Genomic DNA, 18696 nt, shown 5'->3' with positions numbered 1-18696 from the left:
AGGTCACTGGATACAAAAACAGTGCTTTGAGTGAGCCCTTCCAACCCACCGGGTTGGCGAAGCCTTGAATTTGCGGGACAAGCCAGTCCGGCAGCATTGGTTAAAGTCAGGGGATGCAACACAAACCCCTTTCTCTGACCCAGGTGCTGATTTGCGGCGCGGCCATCGTCACGCTGTCCATGGGCATTCGCCACGGCTTTGGCCTGTGGCTTCAGCCCATCACCCAAGCCCAAGGCTGGGGCCGCCAGGAATTCGGCTTTGCCATGGCCATCCAAAACCTGTCTTGGGGTTTCATGGGCATTTTTGCGGGCATGGTCGCCGACAAGTTCGGTGCGTTCCGTGTGATTGCCTTGGGCGCCGTGGTCTACGGGGTGGGCTTGCTGGGCATGGCCTGGGCCACCGACCCGTGGGTATTTGCCTTGTTCACGGGCGTGATCATCGGCACGGCACAAGCCGGAACAACTTATGCGGTCATTTATGGCGTGATTGGTCGCAATGTGCCCACCGAGCGCCGATCCTGGGCCATGGGCGTGGCAGCGGCGGCTGGCAGTTTTGGCCAGTTTTTGATGGTGCCGGTCGAGGGCTTGCTGATCAGCCAAATGGGCTGGCAAACCGCCTTGGTCATCCTGGCCGCTGCCGCCATGCTGATCATTCCCTTGGCCTGGGGTCTGCGCGAGCCCGCATTGAATGCCCCGGGGCAAGTCAAGCGTGACCAAACCATTGGTCACGCTTTGAAAGAAGCCTTCAAATACCCGAGCTTTCAGCTGCTGATGGCGGGTTATTTTGTGTGCGGGTTTCAGGTGGTCTTCATCGGCGTGCACATGCCCAGCTATCTGAAAGACCACGGCTTGGCCCCCCAGGTGGCCAGTTATGCGCTGGCTTTGATCGGCCTGTTCAACGTGTTTGGCACCTACATTGCGGGCACCCTGGGGCAAAAAATGGCCAAGAAAAACATCCTGGCCTTCATTTACATCGCCCGCTCGGTGGCCATCGTCTTGTTTTTGCTGGCCCCGCTCACGCCCACCAGTGTCTACGTCTTCTCGGGGGTGATGGGCTTGCTGTGGTTGTCCACCGTGCCGCCCACCAACGCCGCCGTGGCTCAGATTTTTGGCATCTCGCACCTGTCCATGCTCAGCGGCTTCATCTTTTTCAGCCACCAGATCGGCTCGTTCATGGGCGTGTGGCTGGGCGGTTATCTGTATGACAAGACCGGCAGCTACGACATGGTCTGGTACTTGGCCATTGCCCTGGGCGTGTTTGCCGCGCTGGTGAACCTGCCTGTGCGTGAAAGCCCTATCCAACGGCCAACACCCCAAACCGCATGAGCGCCAACATGCCCGACAGCCCAAGTGAACCTTCTGCCGAAGGGGCGGCCTCCCACAGAGCAACCTACAAAACATCTGGGGTTGTCATCGCGGCCGCACTGCTCCTGACCATCACGTTCTGGCTTTATGCCAAACCCGACGTGATCGTCATGCTGGCCGAACAAATGTGGTCTTGCTTTTGACTTGACAGGATGGACACCATGCACGGCACCGAAAATCCTTCTGCCTGGCTGCAACGCTGGGCCCATTTGATCGCCCCGGGCAGCCGCGTGCTCGATGTGGCATGTGGCGCCGGACGCCACATGCGCTGGCTGGCAGCGCAGGGCCACCGTGTGCAGGGCGTCGACCGCAACCCTGACGCACTGGCTTTGGCCCAGGCTCACGGCGAAGTCACCTGCGCCGACATTGAAAACGGCGCTTGGCCCTTTACCGGGCAAACCTTTGGCTGCGTTGTGGTCACCCATTACCTGTGGCGACCGCTGATGCCCATCCTCATCAACAGCGTGGCACCGGGCGGCGTGTTGATTTACGAAACCTTTGCCGCCGGCAATGAAACCGTCGGCAAACCCTCACGGCCCGACTTTTTGTTGCACACGGGTGAACTCCTGAAGGCGACCGCAGGCCTGCGCACTGTGGCTTATGAAGATGGCTTCGAGTCATCGCCAGACCGGTTTGTGCAACGCATTGCGGCAGTCCGGCCTGGATCTCACGGCGCAGTGCAACGCTGGTCTTTGCGTCCCGACTGAGCCCAAGGCGGGTTTACCCCAACCTTCCGGGTGAAATTCCGCCGTGCCCCAGTTCATCAAAGCGGTCTGCAATCGTTAGAATGGGTTTTTTCTGTTCAGAAACGCCTGACATGACCACCGAATTTCGCCCCATCCGAGGCAGCATTCCTGCCCTGATCACCCCCATGCTCGAAGACGGCAAAGTGGATTACCCTACCTTGCGAAAACTGATCGACTGGCATGTGGCCGAAGGCACCGATGGGCTGGTGATCGTCGGCACCTCGGGCGAATCACCCACCGTGACCGTGGAAGAACACCGAGAAATCCTGCGTGTGTCGGTGGAACAAGCCGCCAAGCGCATTCCCATCATTGCCGGCTGCGGTGCCAACTCCACGGCCGAAGCCATTTCCCTGGCCAAATATGCCGAGTCCATTGGTGCTGACGCCCAGTTGCAAGTTGTACCTTATTACAACAAGCCAACCCAGGAAGGCCTGTTTCAGCACTTCAAGGCCATCGCTGAGGCCACGCCCAAACTGCCTGTGATTCTTTACAACGTGCCAGGCCGCACCGTGGCTGATCTTCAGCACGAAACCGTGCTGCGCCTGACCAAAGTCCCGGGCATCATCGGCATCAAGGAAGCCACCAGCAACATCGAGCGCGCACAGTGGCTCATCCGTGACGTTCCCAAAGAATTTGCGGTGTTTTCTGGCGACGATGCAACGGCTGTGGCCCTGATGCTGTGCGGCGGAGCCGGCAACATCAGCGTAACCGCCAACGTTGCGCCACGGCTCATGCATGAGCTGTGCATGGCGGCGACCCGTGGCGACGTCCAAGAAGCCATGCGCATCCAGTTCCAACTGCTGCCCGTGCACAAAAACCTGTTTGTCGAAGCCAACCCCATCCCCGTGAAATGGGCCATGCAACGAATGGGCCTGAGTGGCCCCACTTTGCGCTTGCCCATGACCGAACTGTCCAAGTCGCAACAACCTGTTGTCGAGGCCGCACTCAAGGTCAGCGGCCTGATTTGATTTCCACCTAAGGATTGCCTGTGAAATTACCCCTTTTCTCTACGTCTTGCCAAACTGTCCAACGCACTGCCGTTGTCGCGGCCTTGGCCATGTTGGTCAGCGGTTGCTCGCTTCTTGAAGAAGACAAGATTGATTACAAAAGTGCAGCCAAAGCGCCCACACTCGAGATCCCACCCGATCTGAGCCAGCTGCGTCGGGACTCCCGCTACGCGCTTGAAAGCAACTCGGCCACGGCTTCCGGCTTCCAAAGCGCTGGTGCACGCGTCGCCGATGCCGGCACCGCCTCCAACAGCTTGGGCGACGTGCGCATGGAACGCCAAGGTAACCAGCGCTGGCTGGTGGTCGCACGCCCAGCCGACAAGGTGTGGGAGCCTTTGAAAGAATTCTGGACCAGCAACGGCTTTACCCTGATCACCGATTCACCAGATGTGGGCATCATGGAAACCGACTGGGCTGAAAACCGCGCCAAAATCCCGCAAGACATCATTCGCCGGACCTTGGGCAAAGTGCTCGATACCTTGTATTCGTCGGGTGAGCGCGACAAATTCCGCACCCGAGTGGAGCGCAACGCACAAGGTGGCGTCGAGATTTACATCACCCACCGCGGCATGATCGAGAACTACACCAGCCCGCAAAAAGAACAGACCATCTGGCAACCACGGGCCAGCGATGCCGAACTCGAAATCGAATTCCTGCGCCGCATGATGGTGAAACTGGGTGCATCACCCGAAGTCGCCAAAACAGCAGCCATCGGCGCAACACCCACCCCAGTGGCAACTGTCACCACCGTGGACGGACAACCCACCATTCAGCTCAACGACACATTGGACCGCGCCTGGCGGCGTACCGGTGTGGCGCTGGACCGCACAGGTTTCACGGTCGAAGACCGTGACCGCAGCAAAGGGGTTTATTTCGTTCGCTATGTAACGCCCGGCACCACCACGAACAAGGAACCCGGCTTTTTTGCCCGAATGTTCAGCAGCAAGAAAGAAGAAGTGGCTTTGTCACGGTATCGCATCGCTTTGACTGACAAAGACAGCGCCAGCCTTGTGCGTGTGCAAAATGCCAACGGCCAACCTGAAACTTCGGGCAATGCAGAACGCATCTTGAAGTTGCTGGCCAACGAACTGCGCTGAGCGCGCTTTAACTGGCAGTGGGCTGACCCCAGCCCGCTGCCTAGGAATGGCATTCAAAGGCGCATAAAAAAACCCCGCATGGCGGGGTTTTTTTATGCATCCCCGGCGCAAGCCGGGAAAGCAGCAAGCCATTACTTGGCAGCAGATGCGTCAGCAGCTGGAGCGGCAGCAGGCGCAGCGGAAGCGTCAGCAGCAGGAGCGGCTGGAGCAGCAGCTGGAGCTGGAGCAGCAGGAGCAGCGGCTTCTTCTTTTTTGCCGCAAGCGGACAGAGCAGCAGCAGCGATGATGGCGGCCAAAACGAGGGACTTGTTCATGATGATTTTCCTTATGGGGTTAAAACAATTTCCGGAAAGTGTCGAAAGCAAACTCGAAAGCTGCTCAGACCGAGACAAAAGCACTCGAGCTCTTTTGTACTCAGCCACAAATTATATCGTTTTCCCTAGTGTCTCGGTTTACCAAAGTCATAAAGCTGACGCGAAACCTTCAAACCACCCCTTTACCCGGGAAAGTCCTCTGCGGGTTTCAACCAATCGGCCACCATCCAATCCAGGAGGGCCTCTCGGGCCGAATCACTCAATAACGCACAAGAAGCCGCATTTAAACAACGGTTGTCTGCCAATTGACGCAAAAGGCGAGCATCTTTGCCTGCCACCCGGAAACTTTCGCCATTGATGAAGACGTGCCGATCGTCGTACATCATTTTGGTGCGCCGATCGAGTTGCACGCCCGCCGACAAATCGGGCTCCACATCAGAAATTTCAAACCAGACATTGGACTTGGGTTCGGTCAGATACTCCCCCAACAAGCTGTCCAATAAATTCGGATTTTGAAGCGCTTTATCGACCACTTGGCGTGCGAAGGCAGCCAATGATGGTGGAATGGCAGCCGCAGACGTCACCGCCTCTTGCTTCGGATCGCGGTAAAGCGCATCGCCCACACCTTCAAAAGCCTCATCGGCCAGGCCCAGCAAAAGTTCACGCGCCAGCTCGCCCTCTTGCGGTGCCCGAAAGCCCATCGACCAGGTCATGCATTCCCCTTCAGCGACACCTTCGTGGGCGTATTTGGGAGGCAAATACAACATGTCGCCGGGGTTGAGTACGAACTCTTCTTCGGCTTCAAAGTTTTGCAAGATCTTGAGCGGCACGCCTGGCTGCAGACTCAGGTCTTTGTTGCGGCCAATGCGCCAACGGCGCTGGCCATGGGCTTGCAACAAAAACACGTCGTAGCTGTCAAAGTGCGGCCCCACCCCTCCCCCATCGGTGGCGTAGCTGATCATCACATCGTCCAGCCGTGCGTCGGGCACAAATCGGAACTGCTGCATCAGCGCATGCACACCGTCGTGGTGCAAGTCGACGCCTTGCACCAGAAAAGTCCATTTTTTCTGACTGAACGGCGGCAGACTTCGCTTGAGGAATGGGCCGTGCTTCATCTTCCAGCCCTTGGGTGAATCCACGATCAAACGCGACTCCACGCCCTCCTTTCCCGCCAGCGCCACCAAGTCGGCACGGCCCACGCAGGGCACAAAGCCCGGGATGGCATTGCGCACCAGCAAAGGCTTTTTTTGCCAATAACGCTTCATGAATTGGCTGGGGGTCAGGCCGCCGAGCAGGGCCAAGGCTTGTTCTGTGTTCATACGGGTGATCCGGTTGCACAGACCGAACGACCTGTGCTCAAAGAAAAGGCGGCCAAAAACAGGCCGCCAAACTGCGACAATTGTCCTATGGAAATCAAGACACCTTCTGTGGTCGCACTGACCTGGACACTCAAAGACACGCTGGGCGAAGTTCTGGACACCCTGGACGAGCCTGTTGAATTTTTCATTGGCGGCCAAGACCTGCTGCCCAAGATCGAGGAAGCCCTGCAGGGCCACGAACGCGGTGCTAAGGTCGACCTGCACCTGGAGCCCGAAGACGCCTTTGGCGACTTCAACGAAGAGCTGCTTTTCTTGGAGCCCCTGGCCCTCTTTCCCGAAGGGCTTGAGCCTGGCCTCACGATCGAAGGCACCGCCTTGCCCGAGGGCTGCCACCCCGACGCGCCGCGCAATGTGCTCTACACCGTGACCGAGATCTACCCCGAGCATGTGGTGCTGGACGGCAACCACCCGCTGTCGGGCATTGCGCTGCGACTGCACCTGAAGGTGGAATCGGTGCGAGAGCCCACCGAAGCCGAAGTGGGCAGCGGCAGCTGCGGCACTGGGTTTTTCAAGATTGAAGTCGGCGACGAGACCAGCCTGACGCCGCCCACGCTGCACTGACCCCTTCAACAGCGCCCTTCGAGGCGCTTATTTTTTGCCGGTTGAGCCGTAACCGCCTTCGCCACGCTCGCTGGGTGCTTCAAACTCTGACACGACATTGAACGTGGCCTGCACCACAGGCACGATCACCATTTGCGCGATGCGTTCCATCGGCTCGATGGTGAAGGCCACATCGCTGCGGTTCCAGGCGCTGACCATCAACTGCCCTTGGTAATCGCTGTCAATCAAGCCCACCAGGTTGCCCAGCACAATGCCATGCTTGTGCCCCAAACCCGAGCGCGGCAACAGCATGGCGGCGTAGCCCGGATCTTTCAGGTGCACGGCAATGCCCGTGGGCACCAGTTGCCAGGCGTTGGGTTGCAAGGTCAAGGGCGCATCCAGACATGCCCGCAAATCCAAACCCGCACTGCCCGATGTGGCATAGGCCGGCAATTGATCGGCCATGCGGGCATCCATGATTTTGAGATCGATGTTCATAAAAACTCCGGAATGAATCACGAGGGCGCCCGCCCCAAGGGACGAGACGCACGAAGATGAAATCAGCCTATACGGCGGGCAATATCGGCCATGAGCTGAACGGCCAGCGCCTGTTTGCTGGCATGCGGCAACTCACGGGCGCCTTGGGCATCGACCAGCAGCAAGGCATTGTCATCTTGACCAAAGGTGGCCGGGCCGATGTTGCCCACCAGCAATGGCACCTGTTTGCGCACCCGTTTGGCTGTGGCGTGGGCCAGCAAATCATGGCTTTCGGCAGCAAAACCGACGCAAAACAGCGTGCCCTTTTGCGCAGCCGCCGATTGGGCCACGGTGGCCAAGATGTCGGGGTTCTCCACAAAACTCAGCTCGGGGGTTTGACCGGAGCCATCTTTTTTGATTTTCTGCTCGGCCGAGTTGGCTGGACGCCAGTCGGCCACCGCCGCCGTGGCGACAAACACGCCCTGATTTGGCACATGGACCTGCACGGCCTGCAGCATGTCGCGCGCAGATCGCACGTTCACACGCTTCACGCCCCGGGGCGTGGCCAGGCTCACGGGGCCTGCGATCAGGGTCACGTCGGCACCCGCCAAGCGGGCTGCACGGGCGATGGCAAAACCCATTTTCCCGCTCGATAAGTTGGTGATGCCGCGCACAGGATCGATGGCCTCGTAAGTGGGACCGGCGGTCACCAACACCGACTTGCCCGCCAGCACCTTGGGCGTGAAAAAAGCTTCCAGGTCTTCCAGAATTTCTTCGGCTTCCAGCATGCGGCCATCGCCCGTTTCGCCGCAGGCTTGGTCGCCCTGCCCCACATCCAGCACATGGATGCCGTCGGCCTTGAGCTGTGCCACATTGCGCTGGGTGGCGGGGTTGGACCACATTTCGCGGTTCATGGCCGGGGCCACGATCAACGGCACTTTGTCGATGGGCCGGGCCAGGCACATCAGGCTCAGCAGTTCATCGGCACCGCCATGCAGCAACTTGGACAGAAAATCGGCACTGGCCGGGGCCACCACAATCGCATCGGCCTCGCGGCTCAGGTTGATGTGGGCCATGTTGTTGGCTTCGCGCGGGTCCCATTGCGAGGTGTAAACGGGCCGACCCGACAAGGCCTGCATGGTGATTGCCGTCATGAAGTGCTCGGCCGCCTCGGTCATCACGACCTGCACCGTCACGCCCGCCTTGACCAAGGCGCGGCAGAGTTCCGCCGACTTGAAGGCTGCAATGCCGCCCGACAAGCCCAGAACGATGTGTTTTCCAGCCAATGTGCTCATGGCTGGGGAATGTAGCAGACCGCTGCGCCTTCAGTGCGACGCGGCAAGAACGCGATGACAGGAGAAATGGACAACGACGCAGCGCCGGGGCCAGGGCTGGGCGGATCGGGCGATTTGGCGAGCGAAGCGAGTGATGAGCCCGACCGGCCAGCCCCGGCCCCGGCGCGGAAAACGACCACCACCTCGTCAAACAAACCCACAAGAAACGGTTGCAGACCGGGAAAACCCCGAACCCGACTGTCTATAATCACGATTTCCACCTACCGGGAGCCACTGCTCCCGTCTTGGACATGACCAAATTCGTCTTCGTCACTGGCGGTGTGGTGTCTTCCCTGGGCAAGGGAATCGCCTCCGCATCACTCGCCGCACTCCTTGAATCGCGCGGCCTCTCCGTCACCCTCATCAAGCTCGATCCCTACCTCAACGTGGACCCCGGCACCATGTCGCCGATCCAGCACGGCGAGGTATTTGTCACCGACGACGGCGCTGAAACCGACTTGGATCTGGGCCACTACGAGCGCTTCATCAACACCCGGATGAAGAAGGCCAACAACTTCACCACCGGTCAGATTTACAAAAGCGTGCTCGAAAAAGAGCGACGCGGCGATTACTTGGGCAAGACCGTGCAGGTCATTCCCCATGTCACCAACGAAATCCAGGACTTCGTCAAGCGCGGTGCCGGCTTTGGCACCCCTGAAGCCGTGGATGTGGCCATTGTCGAGATCGGCGGCACCGTGGGCGACATCGAGTCTTTGCCATTTCTGGAAGCCGTGCGCCAGCTCAGCCTGCGTCTGGGCCCCAACAACACCGCCTTTGTGCACCTGACTTACCTGCCCTGGATTGCCACCGCAGGCGAGCTCAAGACCAAACCCACGCAGCACACCGTCCAAAAACTGCGCGAAATTGGCATCCAGCCTGACGCGCTGCTGTGCCGCGCTGACCGCTACATCCCCGACGACGAGCGCGACAAGATTTCGCTGTTCACCAACGTGCAAAGCTGGGGCGTGATCTCCATGCCCGACGTGGACACCATCTACAAAGTCCCCCGCGTGCTGCACGAGCAAGGCCTGGACGGCCTGATCTGCGACAAGCTGCGCCTGAACACGCCGCCTGCCAGCCTCAAACGCTGGGACGATTTGGTGTACGAGACCGCCAACCCCAAGGGCGAAGTCACCATCGCCATGGTCGGCAAATACGTCGAGTTGTCTGACAGCTACAAATCCGTCAACGAGGCGCTGCGCCATGCCGGCATGCGCAACCATGTGCGCGTCAAGATCGAGCACATCGACTCCGAAACCATCACCCCCGAAACCGTGGCCAGCCTGTCCCAGTATGACGGCGTGCTGGTGCCCGGCGGCTTTGGCAAGCGCGGCGTGGAAGGCAAGATCGAAACGGCGCAATTTGCCCGCACCCACAAAGTGCCTTATTTGGGTATCTGCTTGGGCATGCAAGTGGCCACGATCGAATACGCCCGCCACATGGCCGGCATGAAAGACGCCAACAGCACCGAGTTCGAGCCCGAGACCCCCTTCCCAGTGATCGCTCTGATCAACGAATGGAAAGACGCCGACGGCTCCATCCAGGTGCGTGATGCCAACTCGGATCTCGGCGGCACCATGCGCCTGGGCGCGCAAAGCTCCGACGTGGCCAAGGGCACGCTGGCGCACCAGATCTACGGCGACGTGGTCACCGAGCGCCACCGCCACCGCTACGAGGCCAACGTCAATTACCTGGACGATCTGCGCAAAGCCGGTCTGGTGATCTCGGCGCTGACCCAGCGCGAGCAGTTGACCGAAATCGTCGAGTTGCCGCAAACCGTGCACCCCTGGTATGTCGGCGTGCAGTTCCACCCCGAATTCAAGTCCACACCTTGGGACGGTCACCCGCTGTTCAACGCCTTTGTCAAGGCCGCGATCGAGAACAAGGCCAAGGCCTGACCCCAGCGCCCCATTCGACAGGACACCTCCATGAAACTCTGCGGATTTGACGTTGGACTGAACCAACCCTTCTTTTTGATCGCGGGCACCTGCTCCATCGAAGGCTTGGAGATGTCCCTGGAAGTGGCCGGTCGCCTCAAAGAGGCTTGCTCGGCGCTGGGCATTCCATTCATTTACAAGGGCTCCTTTGACAAAGCCAACCGTTCCTCGGGCAGCACCCAGCGCGGTGTGGGCATCGATGCGGGCCTGAAAATTTTGGACGAGGTTCGCCGCCAAATTGGTGTGCCCATCCTCACCGATGTGCACGACGAATCACAGGTCAAAACCGTGGCCAGCGTGGTCGATGTGCTGCAGACCCCCGCCTTTTTGTGCCGCCAGACCGATTTCATCCGCGCCGTGGCCCAGTCGGGCAAGCCGGTCAATATCAAGAAGGGCCAGTTTTTGGCACCTTGGGACATGAAGAACGTCATCGACAAGGCCCGCACCGCTGCACGCGAAGTGGGTTTGCCCGAAGACAACTTTTTGGCGTGCGAGCGCGGTGTGAGCTTTGGCTACAACAACCTCGTGGCCGACATGACGAGCCTGGCCGAGATGCGCAAAACCGGCGCGCCGGTGGTGTTCGACGTGACCCACTCGGTGCAAAAGCCGGGCGGCCAAGGCACCAGCAGCGGCGGTGCCCGCGAGATGGTGCCGGTGCTGGCGCGCGCAGGCGTGGCCGTGGGCGTGGCGGGTCTGTTCATGGAAACCCATCCCAAGCCTCAAGAGGCTTGGTCCGACGGCCCCAACGCGGTGCCCCTGGGCAAAATGAAAGCCCTGCTCGAGACACTGGTGCAGCTCGATGCCGTGACCAAGAAAAACCCATTTTTAGAGGACAACTTCTCATGAGCGGCTACATCATCGCCCACGTTCAGGTCAACAACCCTGTTCAGTATGAAGAGTACAAAAAGTGGTCCACAGCGGCCATGAAGAGCGCAGGCGCCGAAGTGTGTGTGCGCGGCGGCCAAGTGCAAGTGCTCGAAGGCGACTGGACCCCTGAACGCATTGTGATTTTGAAGTTTCCTTCGTTTGATGCGGCCAAGGCCTTTTACGAACTGCCCGAATACCTGAAAGCCCGCGAAGCGCGCGAAGGTGCCGCCATCATGCGCATGGTGGCCGTCGAAGGCGTCTGAACTGCTGGCTTCAAAGACCCGTTTTATTTTTAAATTGAGAGAGTTCAAAAATGAGTGCAATCGTTGATATCGTCGGCCGTGAAATCCTCGACAGCCGTGGCAACCCAACCGTCGAATGCGACGTGCTGCTGGAGTCCGGCGTCATGGGCCGCGCCGCTGTGCCGTCCGGCGCATCCACCGGCAGCCGCGAAGCCATTGAGCTGCGTGACGGCGACAAGAGCCGCTATCTGGGCAAAGGCGTGCTCAAGGCTGTGGAGCACATCAACACCGAAATTTCCGAAGCCGTGTTGGGCCTGGACGCCTCCGAGCAAGCCTTTTTGGACCGCACCCTGATCGACTTGGACGGCACCGACAACAAGAGCCGCCTGGGTGCCAACGCCATGCTGGCGGTGTCCATGGCCGTGGCCCGCGCTGCGGCCGAAGAGTCTGGCTTGCCCCTGTACCGCTACTTTGGCGGCATGAACGCCAACCAAATGCCCGTGCCCATGATGAACGTCATCAACGGCGGCGCACACGCCAACAACAACCTGGACTTGCAAGAGTTCATGATCATCCCCGTCGGCGCGCCCAGCTTCCGCGAAGCCGTGCGTTGGGGCGCTGAAGTATTCCACGCGCTCAAGAAAATCATCCACGACAAAGGCATGAGCATTGCCGTGGGCGACGAAGGTGGCTTTGCCCCCAACGTCGACAGCCACGAAGCGGCCATTCAGATGGTGCTCGACGCGATTGCCGCTGCCGGTTACACCGCTGGCGAGCAGATTGCCATTGGCCTCGATTGCGCAGCCAGCGAGTTCTACAAAGACGGCCAATACGTGCTGGCCGGTGAAGGCGGCATCAGCCTGACGTCTGAGCAGTGGACCGACATGCTGGCCACCTGGTGCGACAAGTACCCCATCATCAGCATCGAAGACGGCATGGCCGAAGGCGACTGGGACGGCTGGAAAGTGCTAACCGACCGCTTGGCCAAGAACGTGCAAATCGTCGGTGACGACCTGTTTGTGACCAACACCAAGATCCTCAAAGAAGGCATCGACAAAGGCATCGCCAACTCGATCCTGATCAAGATCAACCAGATTGGCACCCTGACCGAGACCTTTGAAGCCATCGAAATGGCCAAGCGCGCCGGTTACACCGCCGTCATCTCACACCGCTCTGGCGAGACCGAAGACAGCACGATTGCCGACATCGCCGTGGGCTTGAACGCCGGTCAGATCAAGACCGGCTCCATGAGCCGCTCGGACCGCATGGCCAAGTACAACCAGCTGCTGCGCATCGAGGAAGACTTGGGTGACGTGGCCGTGTACCCTGGCCGCTCGGCTTTTTACAACCTGCGCTAAAACCAAATGGTCAACCGCCTTGTTCCCATTGTGCTGATCGCCTTGTTGGCGATCATCCAGGCCCAGCTTTGGCTGGGCAAAGGCGGTGTGCCCAGTGTGGCCGAGCTGGAGCGTGAGCTCAAGCAACAAAAAGCGGCCAACGAAGAAGCCCGACTCCAGATCGAGCAACTCAATGCCGAGGTCAGTGACCTCAAGGAAGGCTTGAACATGGTCGAAGAGCGGGCTCGCCAAGAGCTGGGCATGGTCAAACCCAACGAAATCTTCGTGCAAATCGCCAAATGATGTCCCCCACCGAGATAGCCGGTTTTGTGCTGGCCTTGGTCATGGTGGTCTGCAGCATCAAGGAGCTGCACTGGAGCTGGCCGCTGGCCATTGCCAGCTCGACCCTGTACTTCTTTGTCTTCAAGAACAGCCTGCTTTACGGCGAGGCCGGCTTGCAAGTCGTGTTTGCAGCTCTGGCGCTCTGGGGCTGGTGGCAATGGCTGCGCAAGGGCGAGGACGCACACCCGGCCCTTGTGATCCAACGGTTGTCGTCCCGTGGTTGGTGGCTGGTGCTGATCATCAGTGCCTTGTTGTGGCCCTCACTGGCCTTGCTGTTGCAACACTTCACCGACAGCGATGTGGCCTGGTGGGATGCATTGCCCACAGCCCTGAGCTTGGTCGGCCAAGCCCTTTTGGGTCGCAAATACATTGAAAACTGGCTGGTCTGGCTGGTGGTCAACGCCGTGAGCGTGGCGCTGTTTGTGCACAAAGAACTGTGGCTGACCGCCCTGCTGTATGCGCTGTTCACCGCCATGAGCGTGTGGGGCTGGCGTGCTTGGCAGCGCAAACTGCAACTTCAAACCGCATGAGCCGCATGCGGCGAATTGCCATTCTGGGTGCAGAAAGCACCGGAAAATCTTGGCTGGCACAGGCCTTGTCCAGCGCCCTGCGCGCACGTGGTCAAGCCGTATGTACGGTCGATGAAGTCCTGCGACGATGGTGCGCCCGCGAAGGCCGCACTCCACTTCCTCACGAACAAATGGGCATCGCCGCTGAACAAGCCCGCGCTGTGGCGCAAGCCCCGCCGGGCTGGGTGGTTGCGGACACGACCCCCTTGATGACGGCGGTTTACAGCCACATGCTGTTTGACGACAACAGCCTCTACCCCATGGCTTTGGCGCACCAAGCCCTCTACGACAGCACCTTGGTCACGGGCCTGGACCTGCCTTGGGTGGCCGATGGCCTGCAGCGCGACGGCCCGCACGTGCGTGGCCCCGTAGACACGCTGGTGCGCCAGGCACTCGAGCGTGCAGGCATCGCCTACCGCGTGGTCTATGGTCAAGGCCACCAACGATTGAACAATGCTCTGCTGGCTTTGGGGCTGCCTGGTGAAGACGATGCTGCCCGCACGACCCGCGAAAATGCCCAGTTCGCCATCAACGAGGGGCGCACCGTGTGGCAATGCAACGAATGCAGTGACCCGGAGTGTGAACACAAACTGTTCACTGGGCTGCTGGCCAAACGATCAGACTAAAAGCACCTGTGGAAGATCGCCCCAGCGGCCTTATGTGCGCCGGGGCAGCACCATCATTCGCGAGCTGGGGCTCGCTCCCACAATGAAAAAGTAGCAGCCCTTTCAGTGCACCGAGCCGCCCGGCACATCGGCGGGCAAACCGGTGAACAGGCCAGCCGCATCCACCGGGTCAAAGCGGTATTGCGCGCCGCAAAAATCGCAGCCCACTTCGACCTGGCCCTGCTCAGCAATGATGCCCTCGACCTCTTCGGTGCCCAGGCTGCGGATCATGTTGCCCACGCGTTCTCGGTTGCAGCGGCAGGCAAAGCGCGGGCCGGTCTCCCCAATGAAGGGCTCAAAACGCGCCAGCGGCTCTTCCCAGTAAAGGCGGTGCAGGATCGTTTCGGCGTCCAGCCCCAGCAGCTCTTCGCGCTTGAGACTTTTGGTCAAAATCGAAATGCGGCTGAAATCTTCGCTTTGGCCCAACACCGACTCGCGCATGAGTGAGTCGGCTTTACCAGCCAGATTGCCCTCGCCTTCGATGGGCAAACGCTGAATCAGCAAACCCGCGGCCACCTTGTCGTCGGCCGCCAGCACCAGCACGGTGTCCAGTTGCTCGGACTGCAGCATGTAGTGCTCCAGAACTTCGCTGATGTTCTCCAGCTTTTCTCCTCGATCGCCAAACAGCGGCACCACGCCTTGGTAGGGCTGCTGCCCCGGCAAGCGGTCTTGAGGGTCGAGGGTGATCGCGCAGCGCCCTTCGTTGTTCACGTTGACCATCTGGCTCAAGGTGGCACTGTCGGCCACTTCGCCCACCTGGGTGCAAGTAGCGCGCAGGCTCAAATCCGGTTGCACCTCGACCACGCCCAGCTTGACCGGGCCATCGCCAAAAATCTGCAGCACCAAAGCCCCATTGAACTTGATGTTGCCCTGCATCAGCACGCCTGCTGCGGCCATTTCGCCCAGCAACTGGCGCACGGGTGCGGGGTAAGCGCCCGTCTCGGAGTTGGCAGCGCGACGCGCCAGAATATCTTGCCAGGCATCGGTCAAGCGCACCAGCATGCCGCGCACCGGCAGGCCTTCGAAAATGAATTTATGGAGTTCGGACAAAGTGCAATCAACAGCCCCGTGGGGCCGATCCTCAAAAGTTAAAAACCGTTCGCGACAACCAACCAATCAGCTGATTTTTTTCAGGCCCGCCTTAAAGCGGCGGGCGTTCTCGACGTAATGCTTGGCGCTTTGGCGCAGGCCTTCGATCTGCTCTGGGCTCAATTCACGCACCACTTTGGCGGGCGTGCCCATGATCATCGAGCCATCGGGGAATTCCTTGCCCTCGGTCACCAAAGAGCCCGCTCCCACCAGGCAGTTCTTGCCGATCTTCGCACCATTGAGCACCACCGCGCCAATGCCGATCAGTGACTCGTCGCCAATCTTGCAGCCGTGCAGCATGACCATGTGGCCCACCGTGACGTGCTTGCCGACCTTGATCGGTTTGCCATGGTCGGCGTGCATCACGCTGCCGTCCTGGATGTTGCTGCCCTCGCCGATCTCGATGGTCTCTGTGTCCCCGCGCACCGTCACGCCAAACCAGATGCTGGCGTCGGCCGCGATTTTGACCGCGCCCATGACCTGTGCGTTGTCGGCCACCCAGGCGCTGTCGGCCACGTTGGGGGTTTGATCATCCAGTTGGTAAATGGCCATGGCGGTCTCCTGTCGGTTGGGTTTTCTTGAAAACCTACAATTGTAGGGATGCCCACACCCGGCCGTGGGCGCAGTCACCGATCACCATGCAAACCCTGCGCACCGCCGCCCTGATCCCTTGGGCGCAAACCGACCCGAACCTGAAAGCCCAGGCCACTTTGGCCCTGGACCTGAACCTGCCCGTGGGCGCGAACGACAGCCTGAGCGCCCCCACGGCAGGCCCCGGCCGCGCAGCCCGCCCGCCGCTGGTGCCACACACCCAGCTCAAAGCCAAATCCATGACCACACCCGAGGGGCGGGCCATGCTGGTGCACTCGATTGCCCACATCGAACTCAACGCCATCGACTTGGCACTCGACGTGGTCTGGCGCTTTGCGGGCATGCCCGAGGCTTTTTACACCGACTGGGTGCGCATCGCCCAGGAAGAGGCCAAGCACTTCAGCCTGCTGCGCCAGCATTTACTGGACTTGGGTTTTGACTACGGCGACTTTCCGGCCCACAACACCCTGTGGGACATGGCCGAGCGCACCCAGGGCGACATTCTGGCCCGCATCGGCATCGTGCCGCGCACCATGGAAGCGCGCGGCCTGGACGCCTCACCGGGCGTCAAAAACAAACTGGTCAGTGTGGGCGACCACCGCGCGGGCGAGATCCTGGACATCATTTTGGAAGAAGAAATCGGCCATGTGGCCGCAGGCAACCGCTGGTACCGCTACCTGTGTGCCGAGCGAGGCCTCGACCCGGTCAGCACCTATGCCGAGCTGATCGCGCAATACGACGCCCCCAAACTGCGCCCGCCCTTCAACATGGCAGCGCGGCGTCTGGCGGGGTTTGAAGAGGTTGAATTGGCCGCATTGAGCTAGCCCCGCGGGTGATGCTGGGCGTGCAGGGTTTTGAGACGCTCACGCGCCACGTGCGTGTAAATCGTGGTGGTCGAGATGTCGGCGTGGCCCAGCAGCATTTGCACCGCCCGCAAATCGGCCCCATGGTTGAGCAAATGCGTGGCAAATGCGTGGCGCAGCGTGTGTGGCGACATTGGCGCAGTGATGCCGGCTTCGATGGCATAGCGCTTGACCAAGTTCCAGAACATGACGCGTGACATGCCGGTACCGGGCTTGGGGCCACTGCTGGTGACAAACAGGTCTTCGGTCTGGCGTTGGCCCAGCATGGCCGGTCTGGCTTGGCCCATGTAGCGCTGCAGCCACTCGCGCGCTTCTTCGCCAAAGGGCACCAGCCGCTCTTTACTGCCTTTGCCCATGATGCGCAGCACGCCTTCATTGAGAGACACATGCAATGTTTTGAGGCTGACCAACTCGCTCACCCGCAAACCACTGGCGTACATCAGCTCCAACATGGCGCGGTCACGCAGACCCAAATGGGTGGCCACATCCGGCGCACGCAGCAAATCATCGACCTGCGACTCACCCAGCGTTTTGGGCACGCGCAACGCCTGTTTGGCGGCCAACATGCGCAAGGTGGGGTCCGTCTGAATCAGGCGTTCGCGCAGCGCCCATCGGAAAAAACGCTTGAACACCGTGAGCCTGCGGTTGGCTGACGTGGCCTTGGTCTGCCCATGACGCTCAGCAAAGTAAGCCTGCAGGTGGTGCTCTTGGGTCGCCTCCAGCGCCAGCCTGTGCGTTAAAAACAGCCAGGTGGCATAGAGCGACAAATCCAGACGGTAGGCCGCCAAAGTGTTGGCAGCCAGTCCGTCCTCCAGCCAGAGGGCCTCGGCAAAGCGGTCGATGGTGTTCTGGCTGGCCTCGTGCATGGACTGAAATCAGTCCAGCTTGAGTTTTTGCTGGTCCACAACTTTCTTGTACACCTCGAACTCGGCCTTGATCTGGGCCGTGAACTCTTCAGGCGTGTTGGCCACCACCAATGAGCCGGTGTCGTTGATGCGCTTGGTCACGCCCGGCTCTTGCAGGGCTTTTTTCACGCCTGCACTGATCTTGTCCACCACCTCTTTGGGCAGGTTTTTAGGACCCAGAATGCCATAGTAAGCCATGCGGTTGACAGGCTCCAGACCAATTTCCTTGAAGGTTGGCACGTTGGGCAACTGGGGCAAGCGCTGGGGTGCAGCCACCACAATCGGCACCAATTTACCGGTCTGGATGAAAGGCAAGGCCGAGGGCAGGTTGTCAAAAATGATCGGCACCTGACCGGCCACGGTGTCGTTCAGGGCAGGGCCTGCGCCGCGGTAGGGGATGTGGGTGATGAACACGCCGGTCAAGCTCTTCCACAGCTCGGTCTGCAGGTGGCCGATGCCGCCCGTGCCCGAGGACGCGTAAGAGTACTTGCCTGGGTTCTTTTTGATTTCAGCCAAAAAGCTTTTGTAGTCCTTGGCCGGGAAACTGGGGTGCACAGCGATCACGTTGGGCGTGGCCGCAATGTTGATGATGGGCGTGAAGTCGGTCAGGACGTTGTACGGAATTTTGGGGTTGATGGCCGGGTTGGCGGCGGTGGTGGACACCGTGGCCATGCCCAGGTTGTAGCCATCGGGCGCGGTGCGCGCGGTTTCGGTTGCACCCACCACACCGCCGCCACCGGCTTTGTTCTCCACAATCACGTTTTGGCCCAAGGCTTTACCCAAGGGCTCTGAAATCACGCGGGCCACAATGTCGGTGGTACCGCCGGGTGCAAAAGGCACTTGCAATTTGATGGGTTTGTTGGGGTAAGCCTGCGCCCACACCGAACCACTGGCCAAAACGGTGGCAGCCAAACCAGCTGCTGAAACCAAACGGCGACGCTTCATCGAAAACTCCTTGAAAGATGGCACATGATAGGCAAAAACGGGCCCCTGTCGTGAGGGGGAAAACCCATAAAACACTCAAAAAAAGC

Annotated in this window: 23 protein-coding genes; 14 read left to right on the top strand and 9 right to left on the bottom strand. The window is 60.0% G+C overall.

All coding sequences use genetic code 11. The features are described 5' to 3' along the window. Nucleotides 1-113: 113 nt before the first annotated feature. From ACZ5SR_RS07275 to bamC, 5 genes are all read left to right on the top strand, one after another. On the top strand, nt 114-1325 hold the full coding sequence (locus ACZ5SR_RS07275) for an MFS transporter (RefSeq protein WP_464450884.1): 1212 nt from the start codon (nt 114-116) through the stop codon (nt 1323-1325). Continuing rightward, on the top strand, nt 1322-1507 hold the full coding sequence (locus tag ACZ5SR_RS07270; protein ID WP_464450883.1) for a hypothetical protein: 186 nt from the start codon (nt 1322-1324) through the stop codon (nt 1505-1507). The genes ACZ5SR_RS07275 and ACZ5SR_RS07270 overlap by 4 nt, the downstream gene beginning before the upstream one ends. An 18-nt stretch (nt 1508-1525) precedes the next feature. After that, a complete protein-coding gene (locus ACZ5SR_RS07265; RefSeq protein WP_464450882.1) occupies nt 1526-2071 on the top strand; it encodes a class I SAM-dependent methyltransferase in 546 nt (181 codons plus the stop codon). A gap of 110 nt (nt 2072-2181) precedes the next feature. Beyond that, nucleotides 2182-3078, top strand: a complete 897-nt coding sequence (dapA, locus tag ACZ5SR_RS07260; protein WP_464450881.1) for a 4-hydroxy-tetrahydrodipicolinate synthase — start codon at nt 2182-2184, stop codon at nt 3076-3078. Nucleotides 3079-3167: 89 nt separating this feature from the next. After that, nucleotides 3168-4214, top strand: a complete 1047-nt coding sequence (gene bamC, locus ACZ5SR_RS07255; RefSeq protein WP_464451029.1) for an outer membrane protein assembly factor BamC — start codon at nt 3168-3170, stop codon at nt 4212-4214. 131 nt (nt 4215-4345) lie between these two features. On the opposite strand, the gene ACZ5SR_RS07250 is transcribed toward bamC, so the two are convergent. Then, entirely contained in the window at nt 4346-4528 is a 183-nt protein-coding gene (locus tag ACZ5SR_RS07250; RefSeq protein WP_108426599.1) for a hypothetical protein, read from the bottom strand. A gap of 182 nt (nt 4529-4710) precedes the next feature. Next, nucleotides 4711-5847, bottom strand: coding sequence for a JmjC domain-containing protein (locus ACZ5SR_RS07245; RefSeq protein ID WP_464450880.1), 1137 nt, complete (start codon nt 5845-5847; stop codon nt 4711-4713). Between the two features lie 87 nt (nt 5848-5934). On the opposite strand from ACZ5SR_RS07245, the gene ACZ5SR_RS07240 reads away from it, so the two are divergent. Continuing rightward, nucleotides 5935-6468, top strand: coding sequence for an FKBP-type peptidyl-prolyl cis-trans isomerase (locus tag ACZ5SR_RS07240; RefSeq protein WP_464450879.1), 534 nt, complete (start codon nt 5935-5937; stop codon nt 6466-6468). 27 nt (nt 6469-6495) lie between these two features. Here ACZ5SR_RS07240 and dut read toward each other — a convergent pair whose 3' ends face one another. The 3 genes from dut to ACZ5SR_RS07225 form a co-directional block, all read right to left on the bottom strand. Next, on the bottom strand, nt 6496-6945 hold the full coding sequence (gene dut / locus ACZ5SR_RS07235; protein ID WP_464450878.1) for a dUTP diphosphatase: 450 nt from the start codon (nt 6943-6945) through the stop codon (nt 6496-6498). Between the two features lie 62 nt (nt 6946-7007). Next, entirely contained in the window at nt 7008-8219 is a 1212-nt protein-coding gene (gene coaBC, locus ACZ5SR_RS07230) for a bifunctional phosphopantothenoylcysteine decarboxylase/phosphopantothenate--cysteine ligase CoaBC (RefSeq protein WP_464450877.1), read from the bottom strand. Continuing rightward, complete coding sequence (locus ACZ5SR_RS07225; RefSeq protein ID WP_464450876.1) at nt 8216-8470, bottom strand: hypothetical protein; 255 nt, start codon at nt 8468-8470, stop codon at nt 8216-8218. Before ACZ5SR_RS07225 ends, coaBC begins: the two co-directional genes overlap by 4 nt. Before the next feature lie 39 nt (nt 8471-8509). Between ACZ5SR_RS07225 and ACZ5SR_RS07220 the strand changes: the two genes are divergently transcribed. Genes ACZ5SR_RS07220 through ACZ5SR_RS07190 form a run of 7 tightly spaced genes read left to right on the top strand, consistent with a single transcriptional unit; the run spans nt 8510 to nt 14178 of the window. Continuing rightward, nucleotides 8510-10156, top strand: a complete 1647-nt coding sequence (locus ACZ5SR_RS07220) for a CTP synthase (RefSeq protein ID WP_464450875.1) — start codon at nt 8510-8512, stop codon at nt 10154-10156. A 30-nt stretch (nt 10157-10186) separates the two neighbouring features. Continuing rightward, complete coding sequence (gene kdsA / locus ACZ5SR_RS07215; protein WP_464450874.1) at nt 10187-11041, top strand: 3-deoxy-8-phosphooctulonate synthase; 855 nt, start codon at nt 10187-10189, stop codon at nt 11039-11041. Continuing rightward, nucleotides 11038-11325 carry a DUF1330 domain-containing protein gene (locus ACZ5SR_RS07210; protein WP_464450873.1) on the top strand — a complete coding sequence of 96 codons (288 nt, stop codon included), beginning with the start codon at nt 11038-11040 and terminating at the stop codon, nt 11323-11325. Before kdsA ends, ACZ5SR_RS07210 begins: the two co-directional genes overlap by 4 nt. A 50-nt stretch (nt 11326-11375) precedes the next feature. Then, nucleotides 11376-12662 carry a phosphopyruvate hydratase gene (gene eno, locus ACZ5SR_RS07205; RefSeq protein ID WP_464450872.1) on the top strand — a complete coding sequence of 429 codons (1287 nt, stop codon included), beginning with the start codon at nt 11376-11378 and terminating at the stop codon, nt 12660-12662. 6 nt (nt 12663-12668) lie between these two features. Continuing rightward, nucleotides 12669-12944 (top strand): cell division protein FtsB, encoded by a 276-nt coding sequence (gene ftsB / locus ACZ5SR_RS07200; protein ID WP_464450871.1) that lies wholly within the window; start codon nt 12669-12671, stop codon nt 12942-12944. After that, a complete protein-coding gene (pnuC, locus tag ACZ5SR_RS07195; RefSeq protein WP_464450870.1) occupies nt 12941-13513 on the top strand; it encodes a nicotinamide riboside transporter PnuC in 573 nt (190 codons plus the stop codon). Before ftsB ends, pnuC begins: the two co-directional genes overlap by 4 nt. Next, nucleotides 13510-14178 carry an AAA family ATPase gene (locus ACZ5SR_RS07190; RefSeq protein WP_464450869.1) on the top strand — a complete coding sequence of 223 codons (669 nt, stop codon included), beginning with the start codon at nt 13510-13512 and terminating at the stop codon, nt 14176-14178. Before pnuC ends, ACZ5SR_RS07190 begins: the two co-directional genes overlap by 4 nt. 102 nt (nt 14179-14280) lie before the next feature. On the opposite strand, the gene hslO is transcribed toward ACZ5SR_RS07190, so the two are convergent. Both hslO and ACZ5SR_RS07180 read right to left on the bottom strand, forming a co-directional pair. Continuing rightward, complete coding sequence (gene hslO, locus ACZ5SR_RS07185) at nt 14281-15267, bottom strand: Hsp33 family molecular chaperone HslO (RefSeq protein ID WP_464450868.1); 987 nt, start codon at nt 15265-15267, stop codon at nt 14281-14283. 66 nt (nt 15268-15333) lie between these two features. Next, nucleotides 15334-15858 carry a gamma carbonic anhydrase family protein gene (locus tag ACZ5SR_RS07180; RefSeq protein ID WP_464450867.1) on the bottom strand — a complete coding sequence of 175 codons (525 nt, stop codon included), beginning with the start codon at nt 15856-15858 and terminating at the stop codon, nt 15334-15336. A gap of 86 nt (nt 15859-15944) precedes the next feature. On the opposite strand from ACZ5SR_RS07180, the gene ACZ5SR_RS07175 reads away from it, so the two are divergent. Beyond that, nucleotides 15945-16721, top strand: coding sequence for a ferritin-like domain-containing protein (locus ACZ5SR_RS07175; RefSeq protein ID WP_464450866.1), 777 nt, complete (start codon nt 15945-15947; stop codon nt 16719-16721). Here the strand turns inward: ACZ5SR_RS07175 and xerD are convergent. Beyond that, complete coding sequence (gene xerD, locus ACZ5SR_RS07170; protein WP_464450865.1) at nt 16718-17626, bottom strand: site-specific tyrosine recombinase XerD; 909 nt, start codon at nt 17624-17626, stop codon at nt 16718-16720. The two genes, ACZ5SR_RS07175 and xerD, sit on opposite strands and share 4 nt — an antisense overlap. 9 nt (nt 17627-17635) lie before the next feature. Next, on the bottom strand, nt 17636-18610 hold the full coding sequence (locus tag ACZ5SR_RS07165; RefSeq protein WP_464450864.1) for a tripartite tricarboxylate transporter substrate binding protein BugE: 975 nt from the start codon (nt 18608-18610) through the stop codon (nt 17636-17638). Nucleotides 18611-18696 lie beyond the last annotated feature (86 nt).

The organism is Limnohabitans sp. TEGF002 (assembly GCF_055395845.1).
This window is presented reverse-complemented; position numbering and strand designations above follow the sequence as displayed.